General features: G+C 61.4%; 20 protein-coding genes. 9 read left to right on the top strand and 11 right to left on the bottom strand.

Features of this window, described 5'->3' with window-relative positions:
• Positions 1–191: 191 nt before the first annotated feature.
• Positions 192–905 carry a ParA family protein gene (locus tag HFO99_RS29180; protein ID WP_222365147.1) on the top strand — a complete coding sequence of 238 codons (714 nt, stop codon included), beginning with the start codon at positions 192–194 and terminating at the stop codon, positions 903–905.
• A 73-nt stretch (positions 906–978) separates the two neighbouring features.
• On the opposite strand, the gene HFO99_RS29175 is transcribed toward HFO99_RS29180, so the two are convergent.
• Positions 979–2,379, bottom strand: coding sequence for a L,D-transpeptidase (locus HFO99_RS29175; RefSeq protein ID WP_222365146.1), 1,401 nt, complete (start codon positions 2,377–2,379; stop codon positions 979–981).
• Between the two features lie 355 nt (positions 2,380–2,734).
• Here HFO99_RS29175 and HFO99_RS29170 point away from each other — a divergent pair, with 355 nt between their 5' ends.
• The 3 genes from HFO99_RS29170 (at position 2,735) to HFO99_RS29160 (ending at position 4,402) form a co-directional block, all read left to right on the top strand.
• On the top strand, positions 2,735–3,574 hold the full coding sequence (locus tag HFO99_RS29170) for an aldose 1-epimerase family protein (protein ID WP_222365145.1): 840 nt from the start codon (positions 2,735–2,737) through the stop codon (positions 3,572–3,574).
• A gap of 71 nt (positions 3,575–3,645) precedes the next feature.
• Entirely contained in the window at positions 3,646–3,984 is a 339-nt protein-coding gene (locus HFO99_RS29165; protein WP_018074112.1) for a TIGR01244 family sulfur transferase, read from the top strand.
• Positions 3,985–4,057: 73 nt separating this feature from the next.
• Positions 4,058–4,402, top strand: coding sequence for a RidA family protein (locus HFO99_RS29160; protein WP_018446572.1), 345 nt, complete (start codon positions 4,058–4,060; stop codon positions 4,400–4,402).
• Between the two features lie 147 nt (positions 4,403–4,549).
• Here HFO99_RS29160 and HFO99_RS29155 read toward each other — a convergent pair whose 3' ends face one another.
• The 4 genes from HFO99_RS29155 to HFO99_RS29140 form a co-directional block, all read right to left on the bottom strand.
• On the bottom strand, positions 4,550–6,208 hold the full coding sequence (locus tag HFO99_RS29155; RefSeq protein WP_222365144.1) for a thiamine pyrophosphate-binding protein: 1,659 nt from the start codon (positions 6,206–6,208) through the stop codon (positions 4,550–4,552).
• Positions 6,205–7,407, bottom strand: coding sequence for a CaiB/BaiF CoA transferase family protein (locus HFO99_RS29150; RefSeq protein ID WP_222365143.1), 1,203 nt, complete (start codon positions 7,405–7,407; stop codon positions 6,205–6,207). Before HFO99_RS29150 ends, HFO99_RS29155 begins: the two co-directional genes overlap by 4 nt.
• Positions 7,408–7,481: 74 nt before the next feature.
• Positions 7,482–8,438 (bottom strand): DMT family transporter, encoded by a 957-nt coding sequence (locus HFO99_RS29145; RefSeq protein ID WP_222365142.1) that lies wholly within the window; start codon positions 8,436–8,438, stop codon positions 7,482–7,484.
• A 33-nt stretch (positions 8,439–8,471) separates the two neighbouring features.
• A complete protein-coding gene (locus HFO99_RS29140; protein WP_222365140.1) occupies positions 8,472–9,401 on the bottom strand; it encodes an alpha/beta fold hydrolase in 930 nt (309 codons plus the stop codon).
• A gap of 158 nt (positions 9,402–9,559) precedes the next feature.
• Between HFO99_RS29140 and HFO99_RS29135 the strand changes: the two genes are divergently transcribed.
• The 4 genes from HFO99_RS29135 (at position 9,560) to metF (ending at position 14,143) form a co-directional block, all read left to right on the top strand.
• Positions 9,560–10,300 carry a ribonuclease T2 gene (locus tag HFO99_RS29135; protein ID WP_222365138.1) on the top strand — a complete coding sequence of 247 codons (741 nt, stop codon included), beginning with the start codon at positions 9,560–9,562 and terminating at the stop codon, positions 10,298–10,300.
• A gap of 98 nt (positions 10,301–10,398) precedes the next feature.
• Positions 10,399–12,048, top strand: a complete 1,650-nt coding sequence (gene ettA / locus HFO99_RS29130; RefSeq protein ID WP_017965128.1) for an energy-dependent translational throttle protein EttA — start codon at positions 10,399–10,401, stop codon at positions 12,046–12,048.
• A 162-nt stretch (positions 12,049–12,210) separates the two neighbouring features.
• Positions 12,211–13,236, top strand: coding sequence for an ArsR/SmtB family transcription factor (locus HFO99_RS29125; protein ID WP_222247097.1), 1,026 nt, complete (start codon positions 12,211–12,213; stop codon positions 13,234–13,236).
• Position 13,237: 1 nt separating this feature from the next.
• Entirely contained in the window at positions 13,238–14,143 is a 906-nt protein-coding gene (metF, locus tag HFO99_RS29120) for a methylenetetrahydrofolate reductase [NAD(P)H] (protein ID WP_064246002.1), read from the top strand.
• A 479-nt stretch (positions 14,144–14,622) separates the two neighbouring features.
• On the opposite strand, the gene HFO99_RS29115 is transcribed toward metF, so the two are convergent.
• The 5 genes from HFO99_RS29115 to HFO99_RS29095 form a co-directional block, all read right to left on the bottom strand.
• Complete coding sequence (locus HFO99_RS29115; protein ID WP_222365135.1) at positions 14,623–15,528, bottom strand: DMT family transporter; 906 nt, start codon at positions 15,526–15,528, stop codon at positions 14,623–14,625.
• Between the two features lie 133 nt (positions 15,529–15,661).
• A complete protein-coding gene (locus HFO99_RS29110) occupies positions 15,662–16,879 on the bottom strand; it encodes a lytic murein transglycosylase (RefSeq protein ID WP_222331498.1) in 1,218 nt (405 codons plus the stop codon).
• A gap of 81 nt (positions 16,880–16,960) precedes the next feature.
• On the bottom strand, positions 16,961–17,758 hold the full coding sequence (locus HFO99_RS29105) for a GH25 family lysozyme (RefSeq protein WP_064246004.1): 798 nt from the start codon (positions 17,756–17,758) through the stop codon (positions 16,961–16,963).
• Between the two features lie 127 nt (positions 17,759–17,885).
• Complete coding sequence (locus HFO99_RS29100; protein WP_222365134.1) at positions 17,886–18,560, bottom strand: class I SAM-dependent methyltransferase; 675 nt, start codon at positions 18,558–18,560, stop codon at positions 17,886–17,888.
• Positions 18,557–19,801, bottom strand: coding sequence for a DUF3419 family protein (locus HFO99_RS29095; RefSeq protein WP_222365133.1), 1,245 nt, complete (start codon positions 19,799–19,801; stop codon positions 18,557–18,559). The genes HFO99_RS29100 and HFO99_RS29095 overlap by 4 nt, the downstream gene beginning before the upstream one ends.
• A 239-nt stretch (positions 19,802–20,040) precedes the next feature.
• Between HFO99_RS29095 and HFO99_RS29090 the strand changes: the two genes are divergently transcribed.
• Complete coding sequence (locus HFO99_RS29090; protein ID WP_222365132.1) at positions 20,041–21,456, top strand: serine hydrolase domain-containing protein; 1,416 nt, start codon at positions 20,041–20,043, stop codon at positions 21,454–21,456.
• A gap of 29 nt (positions 21,457–21,485) precedes the next feature.
• Here the strand turns inward: HFO99_RS29090 and HFO99_RS29085 are convergent, their stop codons facing one another.
• On the bottom strand, positions 21,486–22,421 hold the full coding sequence (locus HFO99_RS29085) for a lytic transglycosylase domain-containing protein (RefSeq protein ID WP_222365131.1): 936 nt from the start codon (positions 22,419–22,421) through the stop codon (positions 21,486–21,488).
• Between the last annotated feature and the right edge of the window lie 104 nt (positions 22,422–22,525).

The following is a 22,525-nucleotide window of genomic DNA, read 5'->3' as shown; positions in this document are numbered from 1 at the left end:
CGGTTTCCAGGCCTTTTTTCGTTCCGGCGGCATCCCTATTTTTAGGATGTGAAAAATACCGGCTGCAATTTCGCCGCGCGTGTTTCGAATTTGTTAACCATGATTAGAAAGAATGAATTAACCGCACGATGCTCTGAGGGTGCGTAAAAGAGCGATTCCGGCTCGCGCACCATTTCTTCCGAGGACCGAACATGCCTGTCATCACTTTCGCAAATACCAAGGGCGGCGCCGGCAAGACGACCGCTGTTCTGCTGCTCGCGACCGAGCTTGCCCGCAAAGGTTATCGCGTCACCATTCTCGACGCCGACCCGCAACACTGGATTTCGCGCTGGCACGAAATATCAGGTCATGTGGCCAATCTTTCGGTGATCGATTTCGTCACAACTGCGTCACTGCCGCTGCATATCAGCGAGAACAAGCACAATACCGACTATTTCATCGTCGACCTGCCCGGTGCGCGCAATCCGCTGCTTGCCACCGCCGTCGGCCTTTCCGACCACGTGCTGATCCCGATCCAGGGCTGTGCGATGGATGCGCGGGGCGGCGCGCAGGTGCTCGAACTGCTGCAGTATCTGGATGAGAAGGCCGGCATCAAGATCGGCCATTCGGTGGTGCTCACCCGCGTCAACTCGATGGTGACGACGCGGGCGCTGCAAGTCGTCAAATCGCTGCTCAGCGAGCGGCATGTGCCGGTGCTGGACACCGCGATTATCGAACGCTCCGCCTTTCGCGACATCTTCGACTGTGGCGGCACGCTGCACACGATTGATCCGACGCGCGTCAGCAACCTCGACAAGGCCCGTGAAAACGCCACCTGTTTTGCCGAAGAAATGATGCGCAAACTGCCGGTGAGGCTGGTGGCGTCCGCCCGCGTGACGAGCCCGATGGTCCGCTCCGCCGCCTGAATATCTCCTGTATGAAACGACAAGGCCGCCGGATCGCTCCGGCGGCCTTGTCGTTTCTATCATGAGAATGATTTCAATCGACGAATTCGACCGTCACGCCCGGCTTGACCATTTTGGCAAGCTCTGTCGCATCCCAGTTGGTCAGGCGGATACAACCGTGGCTCTGGGTGCGGCCGATCTTTGAGGGTTCGGGCGTGCCGTGAATGCCGTAGGTCGGCTTGGAAAGCGCCATCCAGACGGTACCGACGGGGCCGTTCGGGCCGGGCGGGATGTTGAGGATCTTATCGTTGGCACCCTGCTGGAAATTGATCTTCGGATTATAGGTATAACCGGGATTGAGGGCGACACGCTCGACATTCACCAAGCCCGACGGAGAGGGGGTGTCGGTGGAGCCGATCGACGCCGGATAGGCGGCGAGGAGATTGCCGGCGCCGTCATAGGCGAAGACCTGCTTGCGGCCCTTGTCGGCGATGATGCGGGCAACTTCGCCGCTCTTCGGCTCACCCGGATTGACGACCTTGATGACGGTGCCGGGAACGCTGAAATCGGCGCCGGGGTTCATCTCCTTGAGAAAGGCCTCATCCATGTGGAAGCGTTCGGCCAGCATTTCGGTGGTCGAGGTGTAGGCGAGCGACGGCAGCAGCGCCTTGTGCGAATAATCTTCCGGGATCTCAGCGACGAAGGGACCGGCGGCATCGGCCGGCGTGATCGTGTAGCTGATGACGGGCAGGCCGCCGTTCATGCGCAGCTCTTCCAGAATGGCATCAGTGTCGTTGGGATCGAGCTTCGACCCGGTCATCTGGTCATAGGCATAGATCCCCTTGGTGACGTTCGAGCCCATATGGCCGTCGATGACGCCCGGAGAGATGCCGGCGCGATCGAGGAAGACCTGCAATGCGACGATCTCGGGCTTCGACTTGTTCTTCAACGTGATGACGGGCTCATCAGGCGCGGCCTTCGGCTGATCGGCGGGCGGGATCTGCTGGTCGGGGTCGATCGACGCATAGTCGCCGCCAGGTTGCGGATTGCCGATGCTGTTGTCATCGGGATAGGGCTCGTCGCCGAGCGGCTGACGTTCGATCGCCGCATCTCGCGGAATACCGCCGGTGACGGCGCCGCGCTCGGAATAACGTGTATCGCCATCGGGATTGTTGTCGGGATAATAGGGATCGTTGCCGTACTGGTCGTTATAGACCTCGCGCGGGCCGGGCCGCGGCGGATAGTAGCCGCGGGCGCGCATCTCGGTGGCGACGACATTGCCATAGTCGTCGATCAGCACGCGATTGCCGCTACGGTCGCGGGCGTAGATATAGCCAGCTGGAACATAATCGAGGATTTCGCCGCTCGGCGTCACAAGCACGATATCGCTCTGGCGGCGGTCGCGGAACTGTTGCGCGCCTGCCTCCGGCGCTTTAGCCGCAAGGGCAGCCAGGACGGCCGCGAGGCAAAATGCCGACTTCAAAAAGCGATTCACGTCTCATACCTCGAACAGTGACTGGCAGACACACACCTGCGAATTTTGACGCTAGTGTGGAATTTATGAAAGCGTACTGAACAAAATATGAAAATCACTAAGATTTCCTTTTACTCATAAACGTTTGCGTCCTTGTGTCAGTTCCGCAAAATCCACGATTGCTGCAAAAGCACAAGATGGAGATGACGCCGGTTGACGAATGGCGACGCGAAACCTAACGCTAGCGCATCCTGCTTTCCGAAAATCGGATTGGATTTTCGGAAAGCAGGATGCGTCGATTCAAAGTGTTAGCGTCCTTTGTGCGTCCGAAAGGACGCACGGGCTCTAAAAGCGACAATTCCCCGAGGAGACTGTGATGATCGAATTTGCCGCCGCAAGCGGGCCGCGCCTGATGCTGGACGAAACATCGGTGCTGGATATCGGCGGATGCATCGTCGACGGCGTCGATATCGCGCCGAAACGCGCCATCCCCGACGACGGTGATGCGCGAATCGATCACTCGCTCGAAGGCTTTCTCTTCACATGCGGGCCTGATCATATCCGCCACCGCCAGCCGATCCCCGGCCGGGATGACGGCAAGGTCTATCCGCTGCACGGATCGGCCTCCGGCCATGCTGCAAAGGTGCTGTGGACGAAATTCGAGAACGGCAACGCCGAATGCCGCGCCGATATCGACATCACCACCGTCGAGGGATTGCCGCAGCGCATCGAGCGGCTGTGGCGGATCGATGGGGCGACCGGCGAGGTGCGGCTCGAGGATCGGGTCGTCAATACGAGCGATCGGACGGTGCCGACCTTCCTCATGTACCACATGAACACCGGCGGCAAATGGCTGGACGACGACACGCGGCTCGAAGGCCGGATGATGGAGAATGGCGGTTTCCCATGGGCGTTTGGTGAAGAGCCCGGCGGTATCTTCTGTGTCGCGGCGCCGGCGACGGAGGAGGGCTTCGCGGAGGTCCGCCTCGGACCGATCGCCGCAATCGGAGGCAGGACGCTGCGCGTGCGCTTCCGCGCCGACACGCTACCCCATCTGCAGGTCTGGCGAAACCAGAAGGAGCCGGCCGATATCATCGGCATCGAGCCGGTTTCACATCGCTGGATCTCGCGCGACGAGCTTGAGGCAGCCGGTGAGTTCAATATGCTGGCGCCCGGAGAGAGCCGCAGCTATGCGTTGACCTTTGCCTTCCTGTGAGCGAAGTGTTGTTGACGCTGGCAGACCTCCGTCGTAGACCTTCAGCCCACGATTTTTGAGGAGACAAGACGATGGATATTCGCCAGATCGACGATGAATATTCGGTTTCGGGCCAGATCACGCTGGAGGAGCTCGACGAGATCAAGGCGCTGGGGTTCAAATCGATTGTCTGCCACCGCCCCGACCATGAAAGTCCCGACCAGACGTCGTTCTCCGTCATCGAGGCGCGCGCCAAGGAGCTCGGCCTCGAGATCGCCCATGTGCCGGTTGGACCGATGGGCGTGACCGAGGAAGCCGTGCAGGGCATGGTCGACGCGCTCGATGAATTCCCGCGGCCGATGCTTGGCTATTGCCGCTCTGGCGCACGCTCGACGGCGATTTACCAGAAGACCCACCATATTCGTAATTGAGCCCGTTCCGAGGGACCGATTTTCCGGCGTTGAACCTCAGCGCCGCCACCTTCCATTCACTCAGGAGACTATAATGAGCATCAAGCGTATCGACGTCGGCTCGCGCATGAGCGGCGCCGTCATTCACGGCAACACGGTCTATCTCGCAGGCCAGGTCGGCGAGGGCGAAAGCGTTACCGATCAGTGCAAGTCATCGCTTGCCGAAGTCGACCGCCTGCTGGCTGCATCAGGCAGCAGCAAGTCGAAGATCCTGCAGACGATCATCTACCTGTCCGATATCGCCGATTTCGCCGAGATGAACGCCGTCTGGGAAGGCTGGATCGATCCGGCCAATCCGCCGGCCCGCGCCACCAGCGAAGCCAAGCTCGCAGCGCCGAAATACAAGGTCGAGTTCATCATTACGGCGGCACTCGACTAAAGCAACTCCAGGAAAAGTGCGAAGCGGTTTTCCGTCCGGAGTTGCGCAAAAACAAAAGGTTAGAGCGGCTCTGCGCTTCTATGAAAAGCTGAACCGCTCTAAGTCGCACCATTCCTATTGCCTGAAGCCGGTGAGCGCTGCGCGTGCTCACCGGCTTTTTGTTTGCGCGATTTCGGAGAGCGTGCGCGTCGGTGTGATCGCTTCGGGATCGAGCTTGACCTCGATGATTGCCGGCTTGCCGCTGGCGCGTGCTCGCTCGAAGGCCGGGGCGAAATCCGCCGTCGTTTCCACCGTCTCGCCGTGGCCGCCATAGGCGCGGGCAAGGGCTGCGAAGTCGGGATTGGTCAGATCGGTGCTGCTGACGCGGCCGGGATACTCGCGCTCCTGATGCATGCGGATCGTGCCGTAGATGCCATTGTTGACGACGACTGCAATGATCGGCAGGCCGTAGCGGATGGCGGTGGCGAATTCCTGGCCGTGCATCAGGAAGCAGCCGTCGCCGGCAAAGCAGATAACCTCGCGCTCGGGAAACAGCCGCTTGGCGGCCACCGCCGCCGGCAGGCCGTAACCCATTGACCCGGAGGTGGGGGCGGCCTGAGTGTTGAAGCGGCGAAAACGATGGAAGCGGTGCACCCAGGTGGCGTAGTTGCCGGCACCGTTGGTGAAGATCGTCTGCGGTCCGGTATTGGCCTCCAGCCATTCCATGATCGGCCCCATATGGACGGCGCCCGGTCCGCTCAAGGGCGGCTTCGACCAGGCGAGATAGGCCTGGTGCAGGCGCTCGGTGCGCTCGGTCCAATGTGGTTTGGCTGGCGCTTCCAAATCGGCGAGCCCGGCGACGAAATCGGCAGGTGCGGCGCAGATGGCAAGATCCGGGCGGTAGACGCGGCCGAGCTCGGAAGGGTCGGGATAGATGTGCACCAGCGATTGCTGGGGGTAGGGGATGTCGATCAGCGTATAGGACGAGGACGGCATTTCCGACATGCGGCTGCCAAGCAGGATCAGCAGGTCACTCTCCTTGATCTCTGTTGCCAATGCCGGATTGATGCCGATGCCGACATCGCCGGCATAAGAGGGATGGAGATGATCGAACAGCATCTGCCGGCGGAAGGAACAGCCGACGGGGAGTTGGAAACGCTCGGCGAAGCTCTGAAATTCTGCGACGGCATCGGCATCCCAACGTGTGCCGCCAAGGATCACCATCGGCCGCTCGGCCTTCAGCAGTCTTGCATAGAGATCCTCGATCTGGCGGCGGCCGGGATGGGCCTCGACGTTGGCATAGTGCCTGGCGCGGGGTGCCTCGACTTCATCGCGCAGCATGTCTTCCGGCAGCGTCAGCACCACTGGGCCGGGACGGCCGGAGGTTGCGACCGCAAAGGCGCGGGTGACGAACTCGGGAATGCGGGCGGCATCGTCGATCTCGCCCACCCATTTGGCGAATTCGGTGAAGGCGCGGCGGAATTCGACCTCCTGGAAGGCCTCGCGTTCTCGTGCTTCCCGCTGCACCTGGCCGATGAACAGGATCATCGGGATCGAGTCCTGCCTTGATATATGCAGGCCGGCGGAGGCGTTGGTGGCGCCGGGGCCGCGGGTCACCATGCAGATGCCGGGTTCGCCGGTCAGCCTGCCCCAACAATCCGCCATCATCGCCGCTCCGCCCTCCTGGCGGCAGACGAGGACGTCGATATCGCTGTCGCGCAACGCGTCGAGCACAGCAAGGAAGCTCTCGCCGGGCACGCAGGAGAGACGCTTGACGCCGTTCGCCTTCAGCGCCTCGACGATCAGTTCTCCTCCCGTCTTCTTCATGACGATGCCTTCCTCTCGCGCTCGGCGAGTTCCGCCAGAATTTCTGCCTGGTGTTCGCCGAGACGCGGGCTCGGCCTGATATAATGCAGCGGGGTCTCCGACAGCACCACGGGCGTCCTGACACCGGGGATCAGCGTGCCGACGGCATCCTCAAGGTCGATGCGCAGGCCGCGGGCCTGCACCTGCGGATGGGCGAACATTTCATCGATCGTGTTGATTGCGCCTGATGGAACCGCGTTCTCTTCACAGGCCTTCAGCAGATCCGCCTTCTGCCATTTCAGCGTCTCGGTGGAGACGAGGCGGTGCACTTCGCCGCGATTGCCGACGCGGGCCTTGTTGGTGGCGAAACGCTCGTCACCGGCGATGGTCTCCAGGCCGAGGATGGTGCAGAGGCGGCGGAACTGGCCGTCGTTTCCAACTGCGAGAATGAGGTACCCGTCCGCCGTCGGCACGACCTCATAGGGCGAGATATTGGGATGGGCGTTGCCGAGGCGGGTCGGTGCCTCGCCGGAAACCAGGTAATTCATGTTCTGGTTGGCGAGCACGGCAGATTGCACATCGAGCAGGGCCATGTCGACCAACTGGCCTTCACCTGACTTCAGGGCGTGGATCAGGGCGGCTTCGATCGCCGCGACGGCATAGATGCCGGTGAAGATATCGGCGATGGCGACGCCTGCCTTCATCGGCTGGCCGCCTGGTTCACCGGTGATCGACATGAAGCCGGACATGCCCTGGACGATGTAGTCGTAGCCGGCGAAGCTGGCATAAGGGCCGTTCTGGCCGAAGCCGGTGATCGAGCAATAGACGAGCTTCGGGTTCACCTTGCGCAGGCTGTCGTAATCGAGCCCGTATTTGACGAGGCCGCCGACTTTGAAATTCTCGATCACCACATCGGCGGTGGAAACGAGGCGGCGGACGAGATCCTGACCTTCGGCGCTCTTCAGGTCGGCGGTGACGGAGCGCTTGCCGCGATTGGCGGCGTGGTAATAGGCGGCAGAGAGGTTGTTGCCGTCGGCGCCCTCGACGAAGGGTGGCCCCCATTGGCGCGTATCGTCGCCGCCGTCTGGATTTTCGACCTTGATGACGTCGGCGCCGAGATCGGCGAGCATCTGTCCCGCCCAGGGGCCGGCGAGCACGCGGGCAAGCTCGATCACCCGGATGCCGGCAAGCGGCGGTTTTTTCGTCACGGTCTCCGTCATGTTCCTCCGGCAGGTTCAGAGCATAGTGCCGAAAAGTGTGAGCGGTTTTCGGAATTGTACTCTCGTTCTTAGATTTACGGCGTCCACGTCGCCTCTGATGTATCGGATACCGGTTTCGATGCAAAGCGCCGCTCGCGCCAGAGGATATAGAAGCCAGACGCCATAATGATTATGATGCCGAGCCATTTGAGCGCGTTCGGGAAGTCGCCGAAGACCAGCCAGGCGAAGATCGTTGCCGAGACGATCTCGAAGTATTGCAGCGGCGCCAGCGTTGAAGCCGGTGCTGCGCGATAAGCATAGACGCCAAGGATGCCCGATATCGCGGCCATGGCGCCGACGCCGGCGAGATAGAACCAGGCGCGGCCTTCCGGCATGACCGGATCGAAGACGTCGGAGCCGGTTCCCCGGCTGAGATAGAGCAGGATGATGCAGAAAAGCAGGCCCCAGATGCCCATCTGGAACTGCATCGACCAAGGATCTTCCCTATGCGAGAGGACGCGGGTCATCAGCGCGAAGATCGCAATACAAAAGGCGCTGACGACAGGCAGAAGAGCGATGTAGCCGACCTCTTCGAAACTCGGCTGGATGATCAGCATCGCTCCGAAGAAGCCGACGCCGCAGGCCGTGTAACGCCGCCAACCGATCATCTCCTTCAGGAAGATACCGCCGAGGATCGTCAACATGATCGGTTCGACGAAGAAGATCGCTATTGCGTCAGCGACCGCCATGTATTTCAGCGTAGTGACGAAGGAGATCATCGAGATCGTGATGATCGCGCCGCGGATCGCGTGGAACAGGCTCTGGCGCCAGGAAAAATCGGCGAAGCTGCGCCGCAACACGACGATTGGCAGCATGCAGAGCGCTTGCACGGCGAAGCGGGCGGCGGTGATTTCGGCGGACGGGACGGTGACGATGGCAAGCTTGGCGAAGATATCGATGATCGGCGAGAACATCACCGAGATAAACATCAGCGCAAGCCCCATCGTCACGTCGGAGGCGGACGAAACAGGGCGGGCGGAGGTGCTGTTCATGATGAAATCCCTGTCACTCAGGATATTGGTCGCTCAGGATCCTGCGACGGCCCTGTCGCACCAGTCCGCGAAGGCCGCGATCGCCGCATCCGCGCCGATCTCATTCAGTGTTTCGTGACGCATGTCCTGATATATCTCAGTGCTGATACGGGAGAAGCCTTGTCCTTTCAAATGGTTTGACAGCCAGAGCAGGGCTTTTCCACGCTTCGTCGCAGGATCCTGCCCGCCTCCGACGAGATGGATCGGCATGTCCCGCGGCAGCCGGTCGAGGTGGGTTTTCTGCGGCGCGCGGAAGGTCAGCTCGAAGAGATCGAGCCAGAGAGAGACTGAGGCGTCGAAGCCGCAGAGCGGATCGGTGACATACTTGTCGACTTCATCGGAAAGACGCGACAGCCAGTCGAACTCGGTGCGGCGGCCGGGAATGGATTTGCCCCAGGTGCCGAAGGTAAGCTTCGGCAGCAGGCCGCTCGGCACGTCGGAGCCCTTCAGCATGCGCTCGGCAAGCAGCATCGCCTGGGCGGCTCGGCCGGCAAGACCGACGGAGAAATTCGAATTCCAGATGGCGACGGCGTCGAAGTCGGCCGGAGCCGTGACGGCAGCGTTGAGGGCGATGAGGCCGCCCATCGAATGGCCGAAGAGGATCACAGGCAGGCCGGGATGGCGGAAGGCCGCATAGCCGCGCATAGCGATGACGTCGCCGGCCACCTTTTCGACCCCACCCCGCCAGGCAAAGCGACCGATCGGCGCATCGGGTGCCGTCGTCTCGCCGTGGCCTCGGTGATCATGGGCATAGACTTGATAGCCGCGCACCGCCATTGCCTCGGCAAAGGAGCGGTATCGCTTCGAATGTTCGGCCAAGCCGTGCGATATCAACAGGATGCCGCGTGCTGCAGCTTCGGCCTTGGCATGGTGATAGGCCAGCGACGCCCCAGGCACGGCCAGCCTTTGCGTTTCAGCAAACATATCGATCCTCTCGGCGGCAACAGACCAGATCGCTGGGTAATTGCAACATGGATGCTTGATTATCCGACAATAAATTGCGGCCCCGTTGCGATTCAGGGTTGCGGCCTTTCGATCTTCGTGCTTATTTGTTCCTGTATTGTTCTTTTTTGGGGGTTGAAATGAGCAGCATGCAGTTGCGTACCTTGACGTTTGCCGTGTCGATGATTGTTGCCGGCGCTGGCGTGGCGCAGGAGGCCGGCGGGCGCACCCGCTTCATTCTGGCGGCGAGCTGGCAGCCGGCCTTTTGTCAGACGAACCAGAAGAAGGCCGAGTGTGCGAGCCAGACCGGCGAGCGCCCCGACGCGACGAACTTCTCGTTGCACGGGCTCTGGCCGATGCGAGAGGATTATTGCGGCGTGAGCGCCGAGCAGAAGTCCGCCGACAAGGATGGCGACTGGAACAAGCTGCCGGAGGTCACGCTTGCGGCGGAGACGCAGGCGGCGCTCGCAAAGGCAATGCCCGGCACCCAATCCGATCTGGAACGGCATGAGTGGGTGAAGCATGGCACCTGCACGAAGATGAGCGCCGACGACTATTTCGGCGTCGGCGTGCACCTGGTGGGCGCACTCAACGCGTCGGCCGTGCGCGATCTCTTCGCTGCCAATATCGGCAAGCCGGTCAAGTCCGAAGCGATCAAGGCGGCTTTCGACAAGAGTTTCGGGCCCGGTGCCGGCGACCGCGTCAAGATGAGCTGCCGGCGAGCCGGCAATATCAGGATGATCAGCGAGCTGACGATCGGGCTTTCGGAAGCCGCCGGAGCGGCATCGGCGAAAAGTGCCGGGCTTGCCGATCTGATCCAAGGTGCTGGAAAAACGTCGTTCGGCTGCGACGAGGGCGTCGTCGATGCTGCGGGCTTTTGACCGGAAATCCTGAGTAAACCGGGTTTCGGCGTTGCCCGCAGGCGCTGTTTCGCCTACATAGCGGCACAATCGAAGTTTCCCGCCCGGAGCAGCGCAGCATGGCACGTCAGTTCATCTATCATATGTCCGGCCTTAACAAGGCCTATGGCAACAAGAAGATCCTGGAGAATATCCACCTTTCGTTCTACCCGGATGCCAAGATCGGTATCCTTGGTCCGAACGGCGCGGGTAAATCCACCGTGCTGCGCATCATCGCAGGCCAAGACAAGGAGTATACCGGCGAAGCCTGGCTCGCCGAAGGTGCAACGGTCGGCTACCTCGAGCAGGAGCCGCACCTCGATGCAAACAAGACGGTGTTCGAGAATGTCATGGAAGGCGTTGCCTCGAAGACGGCTGTCCTCGATCGCTACAATGAATTGATGATGAACTATTCCGATGAGACGGCGGAAGAGGGCGCCAAGCTTCAGGACGTCATCGATAGCCAGAACCTCTGGGATCTGGAAAGCCAAGTCGAAATGGCAATGGAAGCGCTGCGCTGCCCGCCGCGCGACGCCGATGTCACCAGCCTTTCGGGTGGTGAGCGACGCCGTGTCGCGCTCTGCCGCCTGCTGCTTTCGCAGCCGGATCTGCTGCTGCTCGACGAACCGACCAACCACCTGGACGCCGAAACCATCGCCTGGCTTGAAAAACATCTACGCGACTATCCGGGCGCCGTGATGATGATTACCCACGATCGCTACTTCCTGGACAACGTCACCGGATGGATCCTCGAACTCGACCGCGGCCGTGGCATTCCTTACGAGGGCAACTATTCGGCCTACCTGCAGGCGAAAGCCAAGCGCATGCTGCAGGAAAGCCGCGAAGACGCGTCGCGCCAGAAGGCGATCAGCCGCGAACAGGAATGGATCGCGTCCAGCCCGAAGGCCCGTCAGGCCAAATCCAAGGCCCGTATCAAGTCCTACGAGCAGTTGGTGGATGCCGCCGAAAAGCAGCGGCCCGGCGACGCGCAGATCATCATCCCGGTCAGCGAGCGCCTCGGCCAGGTGGTCATCGAGATGGACGGCATCACCAAGGGCTTCGAAGGCCGCACGCTGATCAACGACCTGTCGATCAAGCTGCCGCCCGGCGGCATCGTCGGCATCATCGGCCCGAACGGCGCCGGCAAGACGACGCTATTCAGGATGATCACCGGCCAGGAAAAGCCGGATGGGGGTTCGATCCGTATCGGCGAAACCGTGCATCTCGGTTATGTCGACCAGAGCCGTGACACCCTTGCGGCCGACAAGACGGTCTGGGAGGAAATTTCCGGCGGCGCCGAAATCATCAAGCTCGGCAAGTTCGACATGAACTCCCGCGCCTATTGTGGCGCCTTCAACTTCAAGGGCGGCGATCAGCAGCAGAAGGTCGGCAATCTCTCCGGCGGTCAGCGCAACCGCGTTCACCTTGCCAAGATGCTGAAGGCCGGCGGCAACGTTCTGCTGCTCGACGAACCGACCAACGACCTCGATACGGAAACGCTGGGTGCCCTGGAAAACGCGCTGGAAAACTTCGCCGGCTGCGCCATCATCATCAGCCATGACCGCATGTTCCTCGACCGTCTGGCGACGCATATTCTCGCTTTCGAAGGCGACGGCCATGTCGAATGGTTCGAAGGCAACTTCGAAGATTATGAACAGGACAAGGTTCGTCGCCTCGGCCCCGACGCCCTTAACCCGGGCAGCCAGGCCCATAAGCGCCTGACACGCTGATGTCACCCATTTTTCGTTTGCGAGAGCCCCGGTTCGCTGGGGCTTTTTCATGTCGGGCTCTGTCGCAATCTGAGCAGGCAATTTCGTGGAGAGAGCGAATTGCCGCTTGCTACTGCTTTTCAAATCACATAAAGATATGTTTATGTCTTGATTGGATTAGAGATGAGCGAACCGTTGAAGCTTGGACTGGATGCGCTGGTGGACGTCTTGAAGGCGGCCGGCGAGCCCACGCGCCTGCGTCTTCTGGCGCTTCTTGACGGCGGCGACCTGACGGTCACCGATCTTACCGAAATTCTCGGCCAGTCCCAGCCCCGCATCTCCCGCCATCTGAAGCTGCTCGGCGAAGCCGAACTGATCGAACGCTACCAGGAGGGCGCCTGGGCATATTTTCGCCTCAAGCAGGACGGCAAGGCCGCCATGCTGGTGCGGTCGCTGCTCAAGCATGTTTCCGAGAACGATCCGACCATCCTTCGCGACGGCGAGCGGCTGTCGCAGGTCAAGCGTCAGCGCGCCGAGCGGGCGCAAGCCTATTTCAGCCGCAACGCGGCCGAATGGGACGAGCTTCGCCGCCTGCATGCTGCCGATGAAGAGGTCGACGCCGCCGTCATCCGGCTGCTCGGCAACCAGTCGATCGATTCGCTGCTTGATCTCGGCACCGGCACCGGCCGTATCCTCGAGCTCCTGTCCGGCCTCTACCGCCGGGCGATCGGAGTCGATGCCAGCCGCGACATGCTGAGCGTGGCGCGCGCCAATCTCGACAAGTCTCGCATCACCAAGGCCACCGTGCGCCACGCCGATATCCTGAACCTGCCGTTCGAGGGACAGGATTTCGATCTGGTGACGATCCATCAAGTGCTGCATTTCTTCGATCAGCCGGAAATTGCGATCGCGGAAGCGGCGCGCATGCTCCGGCCGGGCGGTCGACTCGTGGTCATCGACCTGGCGCCGCACACGCTTGAATATCTCCGCGACGAGCATGCGCATGTCCGTCTCGGCTTTTCGCACCAGGCGATGTCCGATTGGCTGCGCAAGGCCGGGCTCGACGTCGAGCAGGCCGTCGATCTTCATCCGGGTCAGCAAAGCGGGCAAGGCTTGACGGTCACCGTCTGGCTCGCGCGCGATCCGAGGCGCCTCATGGCTTCGCAGACGAGCGAAGGCGCCGAACCTACATTTGCCGGGAGGGTATGACATGGCTTTGAAGAACGAAGCACGCGGCCGCAACGACATCAGAGTCTCCTTCGAATTCTTCCCGCCGAAATCGGAAGAGATGGAAGGACAGCTCTGGCATGCCGTCAGCCTGTTGCAGGACTGGGACCCGGATTTCGTCTCGGTGACCTATGGCGCCGGCGGCACCACCAAGGCGCCGACACTCTCCACCGTCACGCGCTTCCTCTCGCAGACGCCGCTTGCCACCGCCTCGCATCTCACCTGCGTCGGTGCAACGAAGGAGGAGACCCATCAGATGGTCGACACCTTCCGCAAGGCCGGCGTGACGCATTTCGTGGCGCTGCGCGGCGATGCGCCCGGCGGTGCCGGCGCGCCCTACCAGCCGCATCCCGGCGGTTATGCCAATGCGGCGGAGCTGGTGGCCGGCCTCAAAGAAATCGGCGATTTCGAGATTTCGGTTTCCGCCTATCCAGAAAAACACCCGGAAAGCCGCGACACGGCGGCCGATATCGACATGCTGAAGCGCAAGGCCGACAATGGCGCCGACCGGGCGCTGACGCAGTTCTTCTTCGACAACGATAATTTCGAGCGCTACCTGGAACGGGTGCGCGGTGCCGGCATCTCGATCCCCGTTGTGCCCGGCATCATGCCGATCCAGAACCTGACGCAGCTGAAGCGTTTCGCCGGGGCCTGCGGCACTGTTATCCCCGCCTTTCTCGACGAGCGCTTTGCGGGCTTCGACGACAAGCCCGAGGAGCGGGCGAAGGTCGCCGCCGAAGTCGCGGCCGAACAGATCGAAGATCTCGTCCGGCGCGGCATCCATGATTTCCATCTCTATACGATGAACCGTGCGCCGCTGGTTTCCGCCGTGCTCGACAATCTCGGCCTCTCCCGCCGGCAAACAAAAAGCGCGGGCGCAGCCGCCTGATCTTTGCGTGTCTGAAAGACGCGCGGCGCTATAAAAGTGAAAAGCGCATGTCGGGCGGGACATGCGCTTTTTCGTTGGCGGATTGATCAGCTATTCAGGAGTTTAGGCACTATCAGTCATTACACTTTCGCCGGCCAGCTCAGATGAAGAGCATGGACAAGACGAAAGCAAACGCTGCACTGACCAACAGAACATTCAAGGATTGCGTGAGTCCCATGTCTGTCTCCTCGCGTTAACCGGCGGATAATATGTCTGAAATATGTCGGTTGGGAAGCAGATCTTATGCTGCGCTGCAGAACGGTTTGGTGGATAAGTCGAATAGTGCTCTTGCAAGCCTCTGAAATAACTCAATAATTTTCGACAAAATTTTGTTCACACAATTTAACATGCGGTTAAATCAGGCGATTGTGGATTTACCTATGCGTCCAAAACATGGCGGATCGGCAACCGGTTGAAAACATACGAAATTCGCAACCGGGTCAAACAGCTTTCGCCAGCAGGCGATAGGCGCGGCCATCGAGAATGATGAGGCCGAAACCGATCAGCGCCATGCCGGCCAATTCGCCAAGTGCGAGCCTTTCGCCGAGGAAAAGCACGCCGAGAAGGATGGCGCTCGGCGGCACCAGCAGGGTGACGAGCGACGCGTTGGTGGCGCCGGCGGTCGCCATGATCCGGAAATAGAGGATATAGCCGAAGGCCGTCGACAGCAGCGCCAGTGCCAGGATGGCGAGGAATGCATCGAGCGGCGGTGCGGCAATCGCCCAGGGATGGTCGGCCAGCAGCGACAGCGGCAGCGCAGTCAGCGAGGAGGCGGTCAACTGGCCGGCTGCGGTGACAGGGGCGGGAACATTCTTGAAGCGTTTGCCGTAAGTGGCGGCGAAACCATAGGAGATGGCGGCAAGCACGGGAAGAAGCAGTGCCCAGAGCGGGGCTTCGCCACCGGCCGACATGCCGGGCCCGATCAGCACGATCGTTCCGATCAGGCCAACGAGGCAGCCGGCGATCTTTGCCGGCGACAGCTTCTCGTCTGAGGTGAAGTAGTTGGCGATCAGCACGGTCCAGATCGGTGTCGTCGCATTCAGGATCGCCGCAAGACCGGCGCCGATGCGGGTCTGGCCGAAGAAGATCAGCGCATGCGGCAGGGCATTGTTGATGAGCCCGAGGATCAGGAATTCGCGCCAGCGGGCCTTGAGGATCGCATAGAAGTCGAAACGGCCGGCGATATAAATATGCAGCGCCAGCGCCGCGAGCAGCAGCCTGAAGAAGACGAGGGTAAGCGGCGGCACATGCTGGACGGCGATGCGGGCAAAGAAGAAGGAGCCGCCCCAGATCAGGCCGAGCAGGACCAGCAGGCCCCAGGTCCAGGCATTCATCCTGCTGTCCACGTCGATTCCTCCACCGTGAGCCGCTCGTCTTGCCGAAAGCCGGCACCGGATTTCGACTTGATGCTTTAGCGCAGGTGGCGGATCGCGCCACCCGTTTCTTGCGATGCGGGCGGCGGTAAAAAGTCAGCGGGGCTCAGAGAGCATTGAGAAGGGCAGGCGTCGCCCAGCCATCGGCCGGCATGCCGAGGCGCTGCTGTTCCTTCTGGATCGCGACACGCGTGCCGGAGCCGAGGATGCCGTCGATCTCGCCGACATCATGACCAAGCGACTGCAGCTTGGTCTGCAGCGCCTTCATCTGGTCGCTGGCGAGCCCCTGTTCCGGGACGCCCTTGAGATAGGGCTCGGCGCCCGAAAGGCGCGTCCCGAAATAGGCAGCCGAGGTGGTGTAGATGAACGACTTGTTCCATTCGAGATAGATCTTGAAATTCGGATAGGCGATGAAGGCCGGTCCCATGCGGCCCTGCGGCAGAACAAGGTCGCCTTCGAGGTTGCCGAAGGCGGTATTGCCGTCGCGCGGCTTGACGCCAAGCGCGAACCATTCTCCCGCTTTCATCGTGCCGCCGAGGCCGGATTTTTCCCAGGGCAGGTTAACGGGCAGGGTCACTTCCTGCAGCCAGGGCTGGCCGCGCTCGAAGCCGAGATGCTGGATGAATTTCGCCGCCGTCAGGATTGCGTCCGGGCTGCTTTGCTTCAGGCGGATATGACCATCACCGTCGCCATCCATGCCATAGGCAATGATGTCGCGCGGCAGCATCTGCACCTGGCCGATCTCGCCGGCCCAGGCGCCGGTATTGGTGGCGGGGTCGAGGTCGCCGTGCTGAACCATCTCGACAAGGGCGATCAGTTGCGGGCGGAAGAGTTCCGGGCGGCGGCAGTCATGCGACAGCGTCACCAGGGCGTTGCGGGTGTTGAAATCGCCCTGGACGGCGCCGAAATCGGTTTCCATCGCCCAGAAGGCGGTGATGACGCCCGGCGGGACGCCGAACTCCTGCTCGGCGCGGGCAAAGACGTCGGCATATTGCTTCATCTTCTGGCGGCCGATGTCGAGGCGGGCCTGGCTGACGGTGCGCTGGGAGAATTCGAGGAAGGTCTGCTTGAAGACGCCCTGGGCGCGGTCCCGGCTCAGCACCTTGGGGTCGATCTCGGCGCCGGCGAAGGCCTCGTCGGCGGCTGCCGCACTGGCGCCGGCCGCGACCGCATCTTTCTTGACGCCGTCGAGGAAGGCGGATAGATCGCCGCCGCAGGGCGCTGCCGGGGCTGCGTCTGGCGCCTGCTGGGCGGCCGCGCCGCCTGCGATGGCGAGGGCAAGCAGAAGGGCGAGTGCAGAGCGGCTTGCGAGCGAGCGGTGCATGGATGCGGTCCTTATATCAAACAGATTGCCGTCGCTTTCACAGACGAATGTGACGGAAGCAAGAAACATCGCAAGACGTTACTAAGAATTTCTATCCTTGGAAACGGCCGCGACCCAATTGTTCCAGTTCTTTGCGCTGCCGGCGAAGACATTGATATCTGTGGGACCATTGATGCCGGGAATAACTCCGGTCGAGGTATATTGCCAGAAGGCCCAGCGCCGGTCGGAGTAGGTCACCTCGGGATGTTTTGCCACTGAACGGACCCAGAAATGATAATCCTGGAAGTAGCCGGCGAGATTGTCGCGATGGAAATCGACCGAGGTATAGATGATCGGGCGCTTGCCGTAATAGGCCTCCAGCCGATCCATGAAACGCTGCATTGCGGCACGCACCGTTTCGGCGTCGGGGCGGTAGCGGCAGGTCTTCGATTCGGCATTCCATTCGACGTCAAGCACCGGCGGCAGGCGCATGGCCTCCTTCGGCACATTGCGGATGAACCAGTCGGCCTGCTCGTCGGCGGAGGAGCAGAAATAATAGAAATGATAGGGAGCGTGCGGGATGCCGGCGGCGCGGGCCTCGCGCCAGTATTCGTCGAAGCGCGGATCGACCCTATCCTTGCCTTCCGTCGCCTTGATGAAGGCGAAGGCCACTCCGGAATTCTTCACCGTGCCCCAGTCGATATCGCCCTGCCATTTGGAGATGTCGATGCCGTGGATCGCGTTCTGCTGCGGATGCTTCGCCCCGAAATCCTGCGGATCGGTATCCTTGAAGCGTGTCTTCGGTTTGATCGACGCCGTTTCGAGATAGTCATGACCGGAGGAGCTGCAGCCGGCCAGCAGGATGGCCAGGGGCAAAACGCAAAACAAAAACCGGCGCATGGGCGTCCTGTCGTAACTCGAATGATCTCTTTGCCCCACAGCCTGACCTTCGAAGATGACGAGCCCAGCAGAGGAATAATCCTCTTTTCACCATATCAACGTAAAAAATCGGTTAGTTTCAAGCGAATTATGAGCGCTTGCTTATTATGGACGCCCGCCAGGCATAGCCGCCGCCAACGGTGTCAAACAACAATCTCGCGTTGTTTTCATGGGCTTGCGCCTCCAGGACCTCGCGTAAATCGGAGCGCGGGGTGACGTGGAATTTCGCAAGCCAGGACTGCAGCATGCGCCGGAACCAGCCCGGCAAGCCTTCCTGCTGGCCGAAATCGACGATGTGCAGCTGGCCGCCGGGATTGAGTGCGGCGATCGACGCATCGACGGCGCGCTCCCAGTCCGGGATCATCGACAGCGCATAGGAAATCAGGATGCGATCGAAGCCGCTGACGCCGAATTCGCGCGGTGTGAACGCCGTGGCGTCGGCGACGCGGAATTCCGGAATCGTCGCCTTGGTCGCGAAGGTCCTGCGCGCCGAAATCAGCATTTCCTGGGATATGTCGAGGCCGAACAGTTTGGCGGTCGGGAAATGCCGGTGAGCGAAAGCCATGTTGCGCCCGGTGCCGCAGCCGACTTCAAGCAGGGTGCCGCCTTCGGGCACGTCGAGATTGCGGATCGTGCTGTCGCGGCCGAGAAGATAATATTTGCGGGTCAGGTCGTAGATGTGCCGCTGGTAGCGATACATGCCATCCATGAGGCTGGCATGTTCATCGCTCGTTCCTGCCGACTCAGTGCCGACCTTGCTCACGCCTTCTTCCCATAAATGTGGAAGCCGCCGTAGATAGCCGAACGATCGAGCGCGGTCAGTTCATGCGACTTCTCCTCGAAGTAATCCCACTGGTCGCGGATCACAGGCGCCAGGCGGCCTTCGATAATGCTTTTTTCTGCGGCGGTGCGGAAGATCACGCGGGCGCCTTCGCGCGCCGTGCGGGTGATTTCAGTCCAGACGTCGTTCAGTTGCTCGTCGGTCATCCAGTCCTGTGCGTCGAGCAGGATGTAGCGGTCGCGCGAGGCGGCCGGCTCGCGAGCGAGAAGCTCGGTGAAGCTTGCGTGGTGGACGTTGACGCGGTCGACATTGGCACGGATCACCTCATAGTGCTCCGACTTCAGATAGGTCGGCAGTGGGCCTTCCGCTTCGGTGCCGTAGCGGCGGCCGAAGGCCTGCCAGGCGAAATAGTTGTCGCTCATCGGGAAATGACAGGCGAGCTTTTCCAGGCGGTGCTTCAACACCGGCGCGATCGAATGATCGGCGGCAAGGCTTGCAAGTTCGTCATATTGCTGCGGCGGAATGCCGAGGCCGAAGAGCGAGCTCTTGCGACCGGTGATCCAGCGCACCACCGGCTTTTCGAAGAGCGGCGCGATCTGCTCGTCGAAGAACTGGCGCTGCTCACGGATCGAGCGGGTCTTGGTCATCTCGCGCAGCTTGACACCATGCAGGCGGGCAAGAAGATGGGCCGCGCCGATGAAGCGGCCGAGCAGACCGGTTTCGTAGATGTTGCGGTCGAAGACGGTGACACGGCGGCGGCCGAACTTGCGTCCGTTCCAGTAGCTGAGGGTCGCCTCATCGAGGCGGGCGGCGAGATGCAGGTCGTAGGCGCGGCTGTTCGACTTCTCGTTCGGCATCGCCAGGAAGCGGACGAGATCGGCATGGCCGGGAAAGTGTTTGAAGGCGGCAAGCTTCAGGCGGTTCAGGGCGATGTGATGCGGGTTGAGATCGACGACGTCGATTGAGGCCGGCGCCTTGGAGAGATAGGCGAGCATATTGCAGCCGCCAGAACCGATGGTGACGATGCGATGGTTGGGCTTCAGGTCCATCGCCTGCATGTCGAGATCCGGATCCTCCCAGATCTGCGGATAGACGAGGCCGGAAAAGAGAAGGCCGAAGAGACGCTCGGAAAAGCCATCCTTCGAAAAAGCCTTGTGGCGGAGAAGGGCGTCCTTGAGTTTCCGGTTCTTGCGGAAGCCGGCATCCGGTGCAAATTCTGACATGAGTCTGTCACCTTTTTAGCGTTCAGGGCGTGTAACGCGCCTCTGCTACAGTTTGATGACGCGGGCTGTGGGGCACCGTTCTTCGGAGACTTCGAACTCCCCGGGAGAGCGATCGTTTGCTCTCGCGAAAAGCGATCGCTCGCACTCCTGGGAAAGTGATCGCAATGACGAGCCTTCTTCGTTCCGGCCCCTTTCCGGCGCGTGCGATTCCTGCTTCTCTCCCGGCAGGGAGGAATGTCATGCGATTTGTCCTGCGTATCCTGAAGGCGCTCGCTCTCCTTCTCGTTCTCGTCGTCATCGCTGCTGCCGCCTGGCTCTTCATCCGGCCGCCGGAATTGCTGCGCGTCGGCGACGGTTATGCCGCCAAGATCGTCTGCTCCAACGTCTTCATTGCTGGCCGAGAGGCTGAGGATGTGCTCCACGACGATGTCCAGGCGCCCGGAAATCCGTTGCTGCGGCTGGTGCGCGTCAGCGTCGACCGCGACAACGACCGTGTGACGGCGCGCTTCATGGGGCTGTTTGCGCCGAGTTATGCGCTCTATCGCGGCGCTTTCGGCTGCACGAGCGTGCCGGACGGCAATTTCGAGGCGGCGGCGAATGCGGTGCCCTTCGATCCGCCGGCCAAGGTGCAGGCGAATGATGCATTATGGCCGGAGGGTGAGGGCACCGGCGATCGGCAGGACGGAAAGATCGTCGCGCTGCTTGCCGATACCGGAGTTGCCGGCCCGGCAATGCGGGCGATCGTGGTGGTGCGCGATGGCCGCATCGTCACTGAGGCCTATGGCCCCGGCTTCTCGGCGAAGACGCCGCTGATCGGCTGGTCGATGACGAAGACGGTGAATGCGACGATCCTCGGCCGGCTGATGCTCGGGGGCAAGATCTCCTTCGACGATGATAAGCTGCTGGCGCAGTGGAAGAACGATGCGCGCGCCAGGATTAAGGTTTCCGACCTGCTCGGCATGGAGAGCGGCCTTGCCTTCAACGAGGACTATGGCGACGTCGCTGATGTGACGCGCATGCTCTATCTCGATCCCGACATGGTATCGCTGCCGGCCAATGCACCGATGGAGGCAGCACCTGGCCAACTCTTCCGCTACTCGAGCGGCACGGCCGTGCTGCTCTCGCGCATCTGGATGGACAGGGTCGGCAATGCGCAAGCAGCCTTTTCCTATCCGCACGACGCCTTGTTTTCGCCGCTCGGCATGACGAGCGCGGTGTTCGAACTCGATGCGCGCGGCACGTTTGCCGGAAGCTCCTATCTCTATGCGACGGCGCATGACTGGGCGCGCTTCGGGCAGTTTCTACTGCAGGATGGCGTGTGGAATGGCCAGCGGCTGTTGCCGGAGGGCTTCGTCGGCGCCATGCGCACCCCGACGGCAGCGTCGAACCGCTATACGCAGGGTCAGGCTTGGCTCGCTCCTGGCGGCTCAAGCGCCGCGTTCGGTCTGCCGGAGGATACGTTCTGGCTGACGGGGCATGACGGGCAGAGCATGGCGATCGTGCCTTCCGCCAATCTGGTCGTCGTCAGGCTTGGCCTGACGCCAAGCCGGCTCGACTACCAGCCGCAGATGCTGCTCAAGGCGATCCTGGCGGCATTGCCGCAACCGGGTGGGTCGCAACAGCAGGCGGGATCGCAACGGCAGACACAGCCATAGGCCGGGGCTTCAGCCGTTATCTCCAGGTTTCAATAATTACCTTGGGCGATGTCGGTCATGCCCTTGCGCTTGGCGTCGTAATAATAGCCGCGCGCATAGAGGCGGACGGCATCGTCTTCCTTATTGTCGGAGACGAGCCAGGCGCCGCGCAGATATTTCGCGGCATATTTGATGTTGGTCTCGGCATCGAAGAGGCCGCCCGGAGCGCCGTCATAGCCCATCGACCTGGCGGTGTTGTACTTGATCTGCATGAGGCCGAAATAGCCGCGCTTGTTGTAAGCCTTCGGATTATAGCGGCTCTCGCGATGGACGATGCGATGGAGCAGCGTCTCGGGAATCTCGTAGACCTTCGAATATTTGGCGATGAGCTTGGTGACGAAGCTCTTCTCGACCGTCGGCGCATCGTCTTTGTCGTCGTCGCTGAACATCGGGGGCGCCGTCGGCGGATCGATCGGCCCGGATTCGTCGAAACCATAATCCATGCTGGCGCGTGGCGTGGTGTCAACTGCGGCAAGTGCTGCAAGCGCACTGTTTTGCGGTGTCGCGGCAAAGGCAAGCTGCGTCGTCGGCTGTGCGGGCGCTCCCGGACGCGGCGTCGGCACGACGGACTGGATCGCCGTCATCTCGGGCGTCAGCGGAATCTGCGCATAGGCTGCCGGCTGTATGCCTGCCTGCATGGCGAGATCGGCAGCCTGAGAGGTTGCCACGGCCGGCATCGCCATTGCGGTCAGGGAGGGGGCCGATGCCTGAGGAATGGTGGCGCCAGCGACAGCTGCGCCTTCGGCTGTCGGGATCGCGGCGAGCGTTGCATCTTCGCCCGGCTTCGGCATCGGTACGACGGTCTGGGCGGCTGTCAGTTCGGCTTGGGACGTGTATTCGACGCTCGTGCATCCCGTCATCACGCCGCAGAGTATCGTGGAAACGACAAGACTGCGTTTGAGGCCGGATAATCCGATCGCTACCATTCCGCCACTTTCGTAAAATCGCGCCGCCCCGGCAGCGTATAAAAGTTACCAAAAACCCCTAAGCCCTGGTGACCCCATTAACCTATTCGTGACATTCCGGCAAC

The sequence above is a fragment of the Rhizobium leguminosarum genome, from assembly GCF_019798305.1.
Taxonomy (GTDB): Bacteria; Pseudomonadota; Alphaproteobacteria; order Rhizobiales; family Rhizobiaceae; genus Rhizobium; species Rhizobium leguminosarum_U.
The sequence above is the reverse complement of the archived record's forward strand: the minus strand, read 5'-3'. Positions and strand labels throughout refer to the sequence as shown.

What these genes read in the sequence shown, in the direction of transcription:
- HFO99_RS29180 (WP_222365147.1), top strand. Translation starts at nt 192, where the DNA reads ATGCCTGTCATCACTTTCGCAAATACCAAGGGCGGCGCCGGCAAGACG.
- HFO99_RS29170 (WP_222365145.1), top strand. Translation starts at nt 2,735, where the DNA reads ATGATCGAATTTGCCGCCGCAAGCGGGCCGCGCCTGATGCTGGACGAA.
- HFO99_RS29165 (WP_018074112.1), top strand. Translation starts at nt 3,646, where the DNA reads ATGGATATTCGCCAGATCGACGATGAATATTCGGTTTCGGGCCAGATC.
- HFO99_RS29160 (WP_018446572.1), top strand. Translation starts at nt 4,058, where the DNA reads ATGAGCATCAAGCGTATCGACGTCGGCTCGCGCATGAGCGGCGCCGTC.
- HFO99_RS29155 (WP_222365144.1), bottom strand. Translation starts at nt 6,208, where the DNA reads ATGAAGAAGACGGGAGGAGAACTGATCGTCGAGGCGCTGAAGGCGAAC.
- HFO99_RS29150 (WP_222365143.1), bottom strand. Translation starts at nt 7,407, where the DNA reads ATGACGGAGACCGTGACGAAAAAACCGCCGCTTGCCGGCATCCGGGTG.
- HFO99_RS29145 (WP_222365142.1), bottom strand. Translation starts at nt 8,438, where the DNA reads ATGAACAGCACCTCCGCCCGCCCTGTTTCGTCCGCCTCCGACGTGACG.
- HFO99_RS29140 (WP_222365140.1), bottom strand. Translation starts at nt 9,401, where the DNA reads ATGTTTGCTGAAACGCAAAGGCTGGCCGTGCCTGGGGCGTCGCTGGCC.
- HFO99_RS29135 (WP_222365138.1), top strand. Translation starts at nt 9,560, where the DNA reads ATGAGCAGCATGCAGTTGCGTACCTTGACGTTTGCCGTGTCGATGATT.
- ettA (WP_017965128.1), top strand. Translation starts at nt 10,399, where the DNA reads ATGGCACGTCAGTTCATCTATCATATGTCCGGCCTTAACAAGGCCTAT.
- HFO99_RS29125 (WP_222247097.1), top strand. Translation starts at nt 12,211, where the DNA reads ATGAGCGAACCGTTGAAGCTTGGACTGGATGCGCTGGTGGACGTCTTG.
- metF (WP_064246002.1), top strand. Translation starts at nt 13,238, where the DNA reads ATGGCTTTGAAGAACGAAGCACGCGGCCGCAACGACATCAGAGTCTCC.
- HFO99_RS29110 (WP_222331498.1), bottom strand. Translation starts at nt 16,879, where the DNA reads ATGCACCGCTCGCTCGCAAGCCGCTCTGCACTCGCCCTTCTGCTTGCC.
- HFO99_RS29105 (WP_064246004.1), bottom strand. Translation starts at nt 17,758, where the DNA reads ATGCGCCGGTTTTTGTTTTGCGTTTTGCCCCTGGCCATCCTGCTGGCC.
- HFO99_RS29095 (WP_222365133.1), bottom strand. Translation starts at nt 19,801, where the DNA reads ATGTCAGAATTTGCACCGGATGCCGGCTTCCGCAAGAACCGGAAACTC.
- HFO99_RS29090 (WP_222365132.1), top strand. Translation starts at nt 20,041, where the DNA reads ATGCGATTTGTCCTGCGTATCCTGAAGGCGCTCGCTCTCCTTCTCGTT.
- HFO99_RS29085 (WP_222365131.1), bottom strand. Translation starts at nt 22,421, where the DNA reads ATGGTAGCGATCGGATTATCCGGCCTCAAACGCAGTCTTGTCGTTTCC.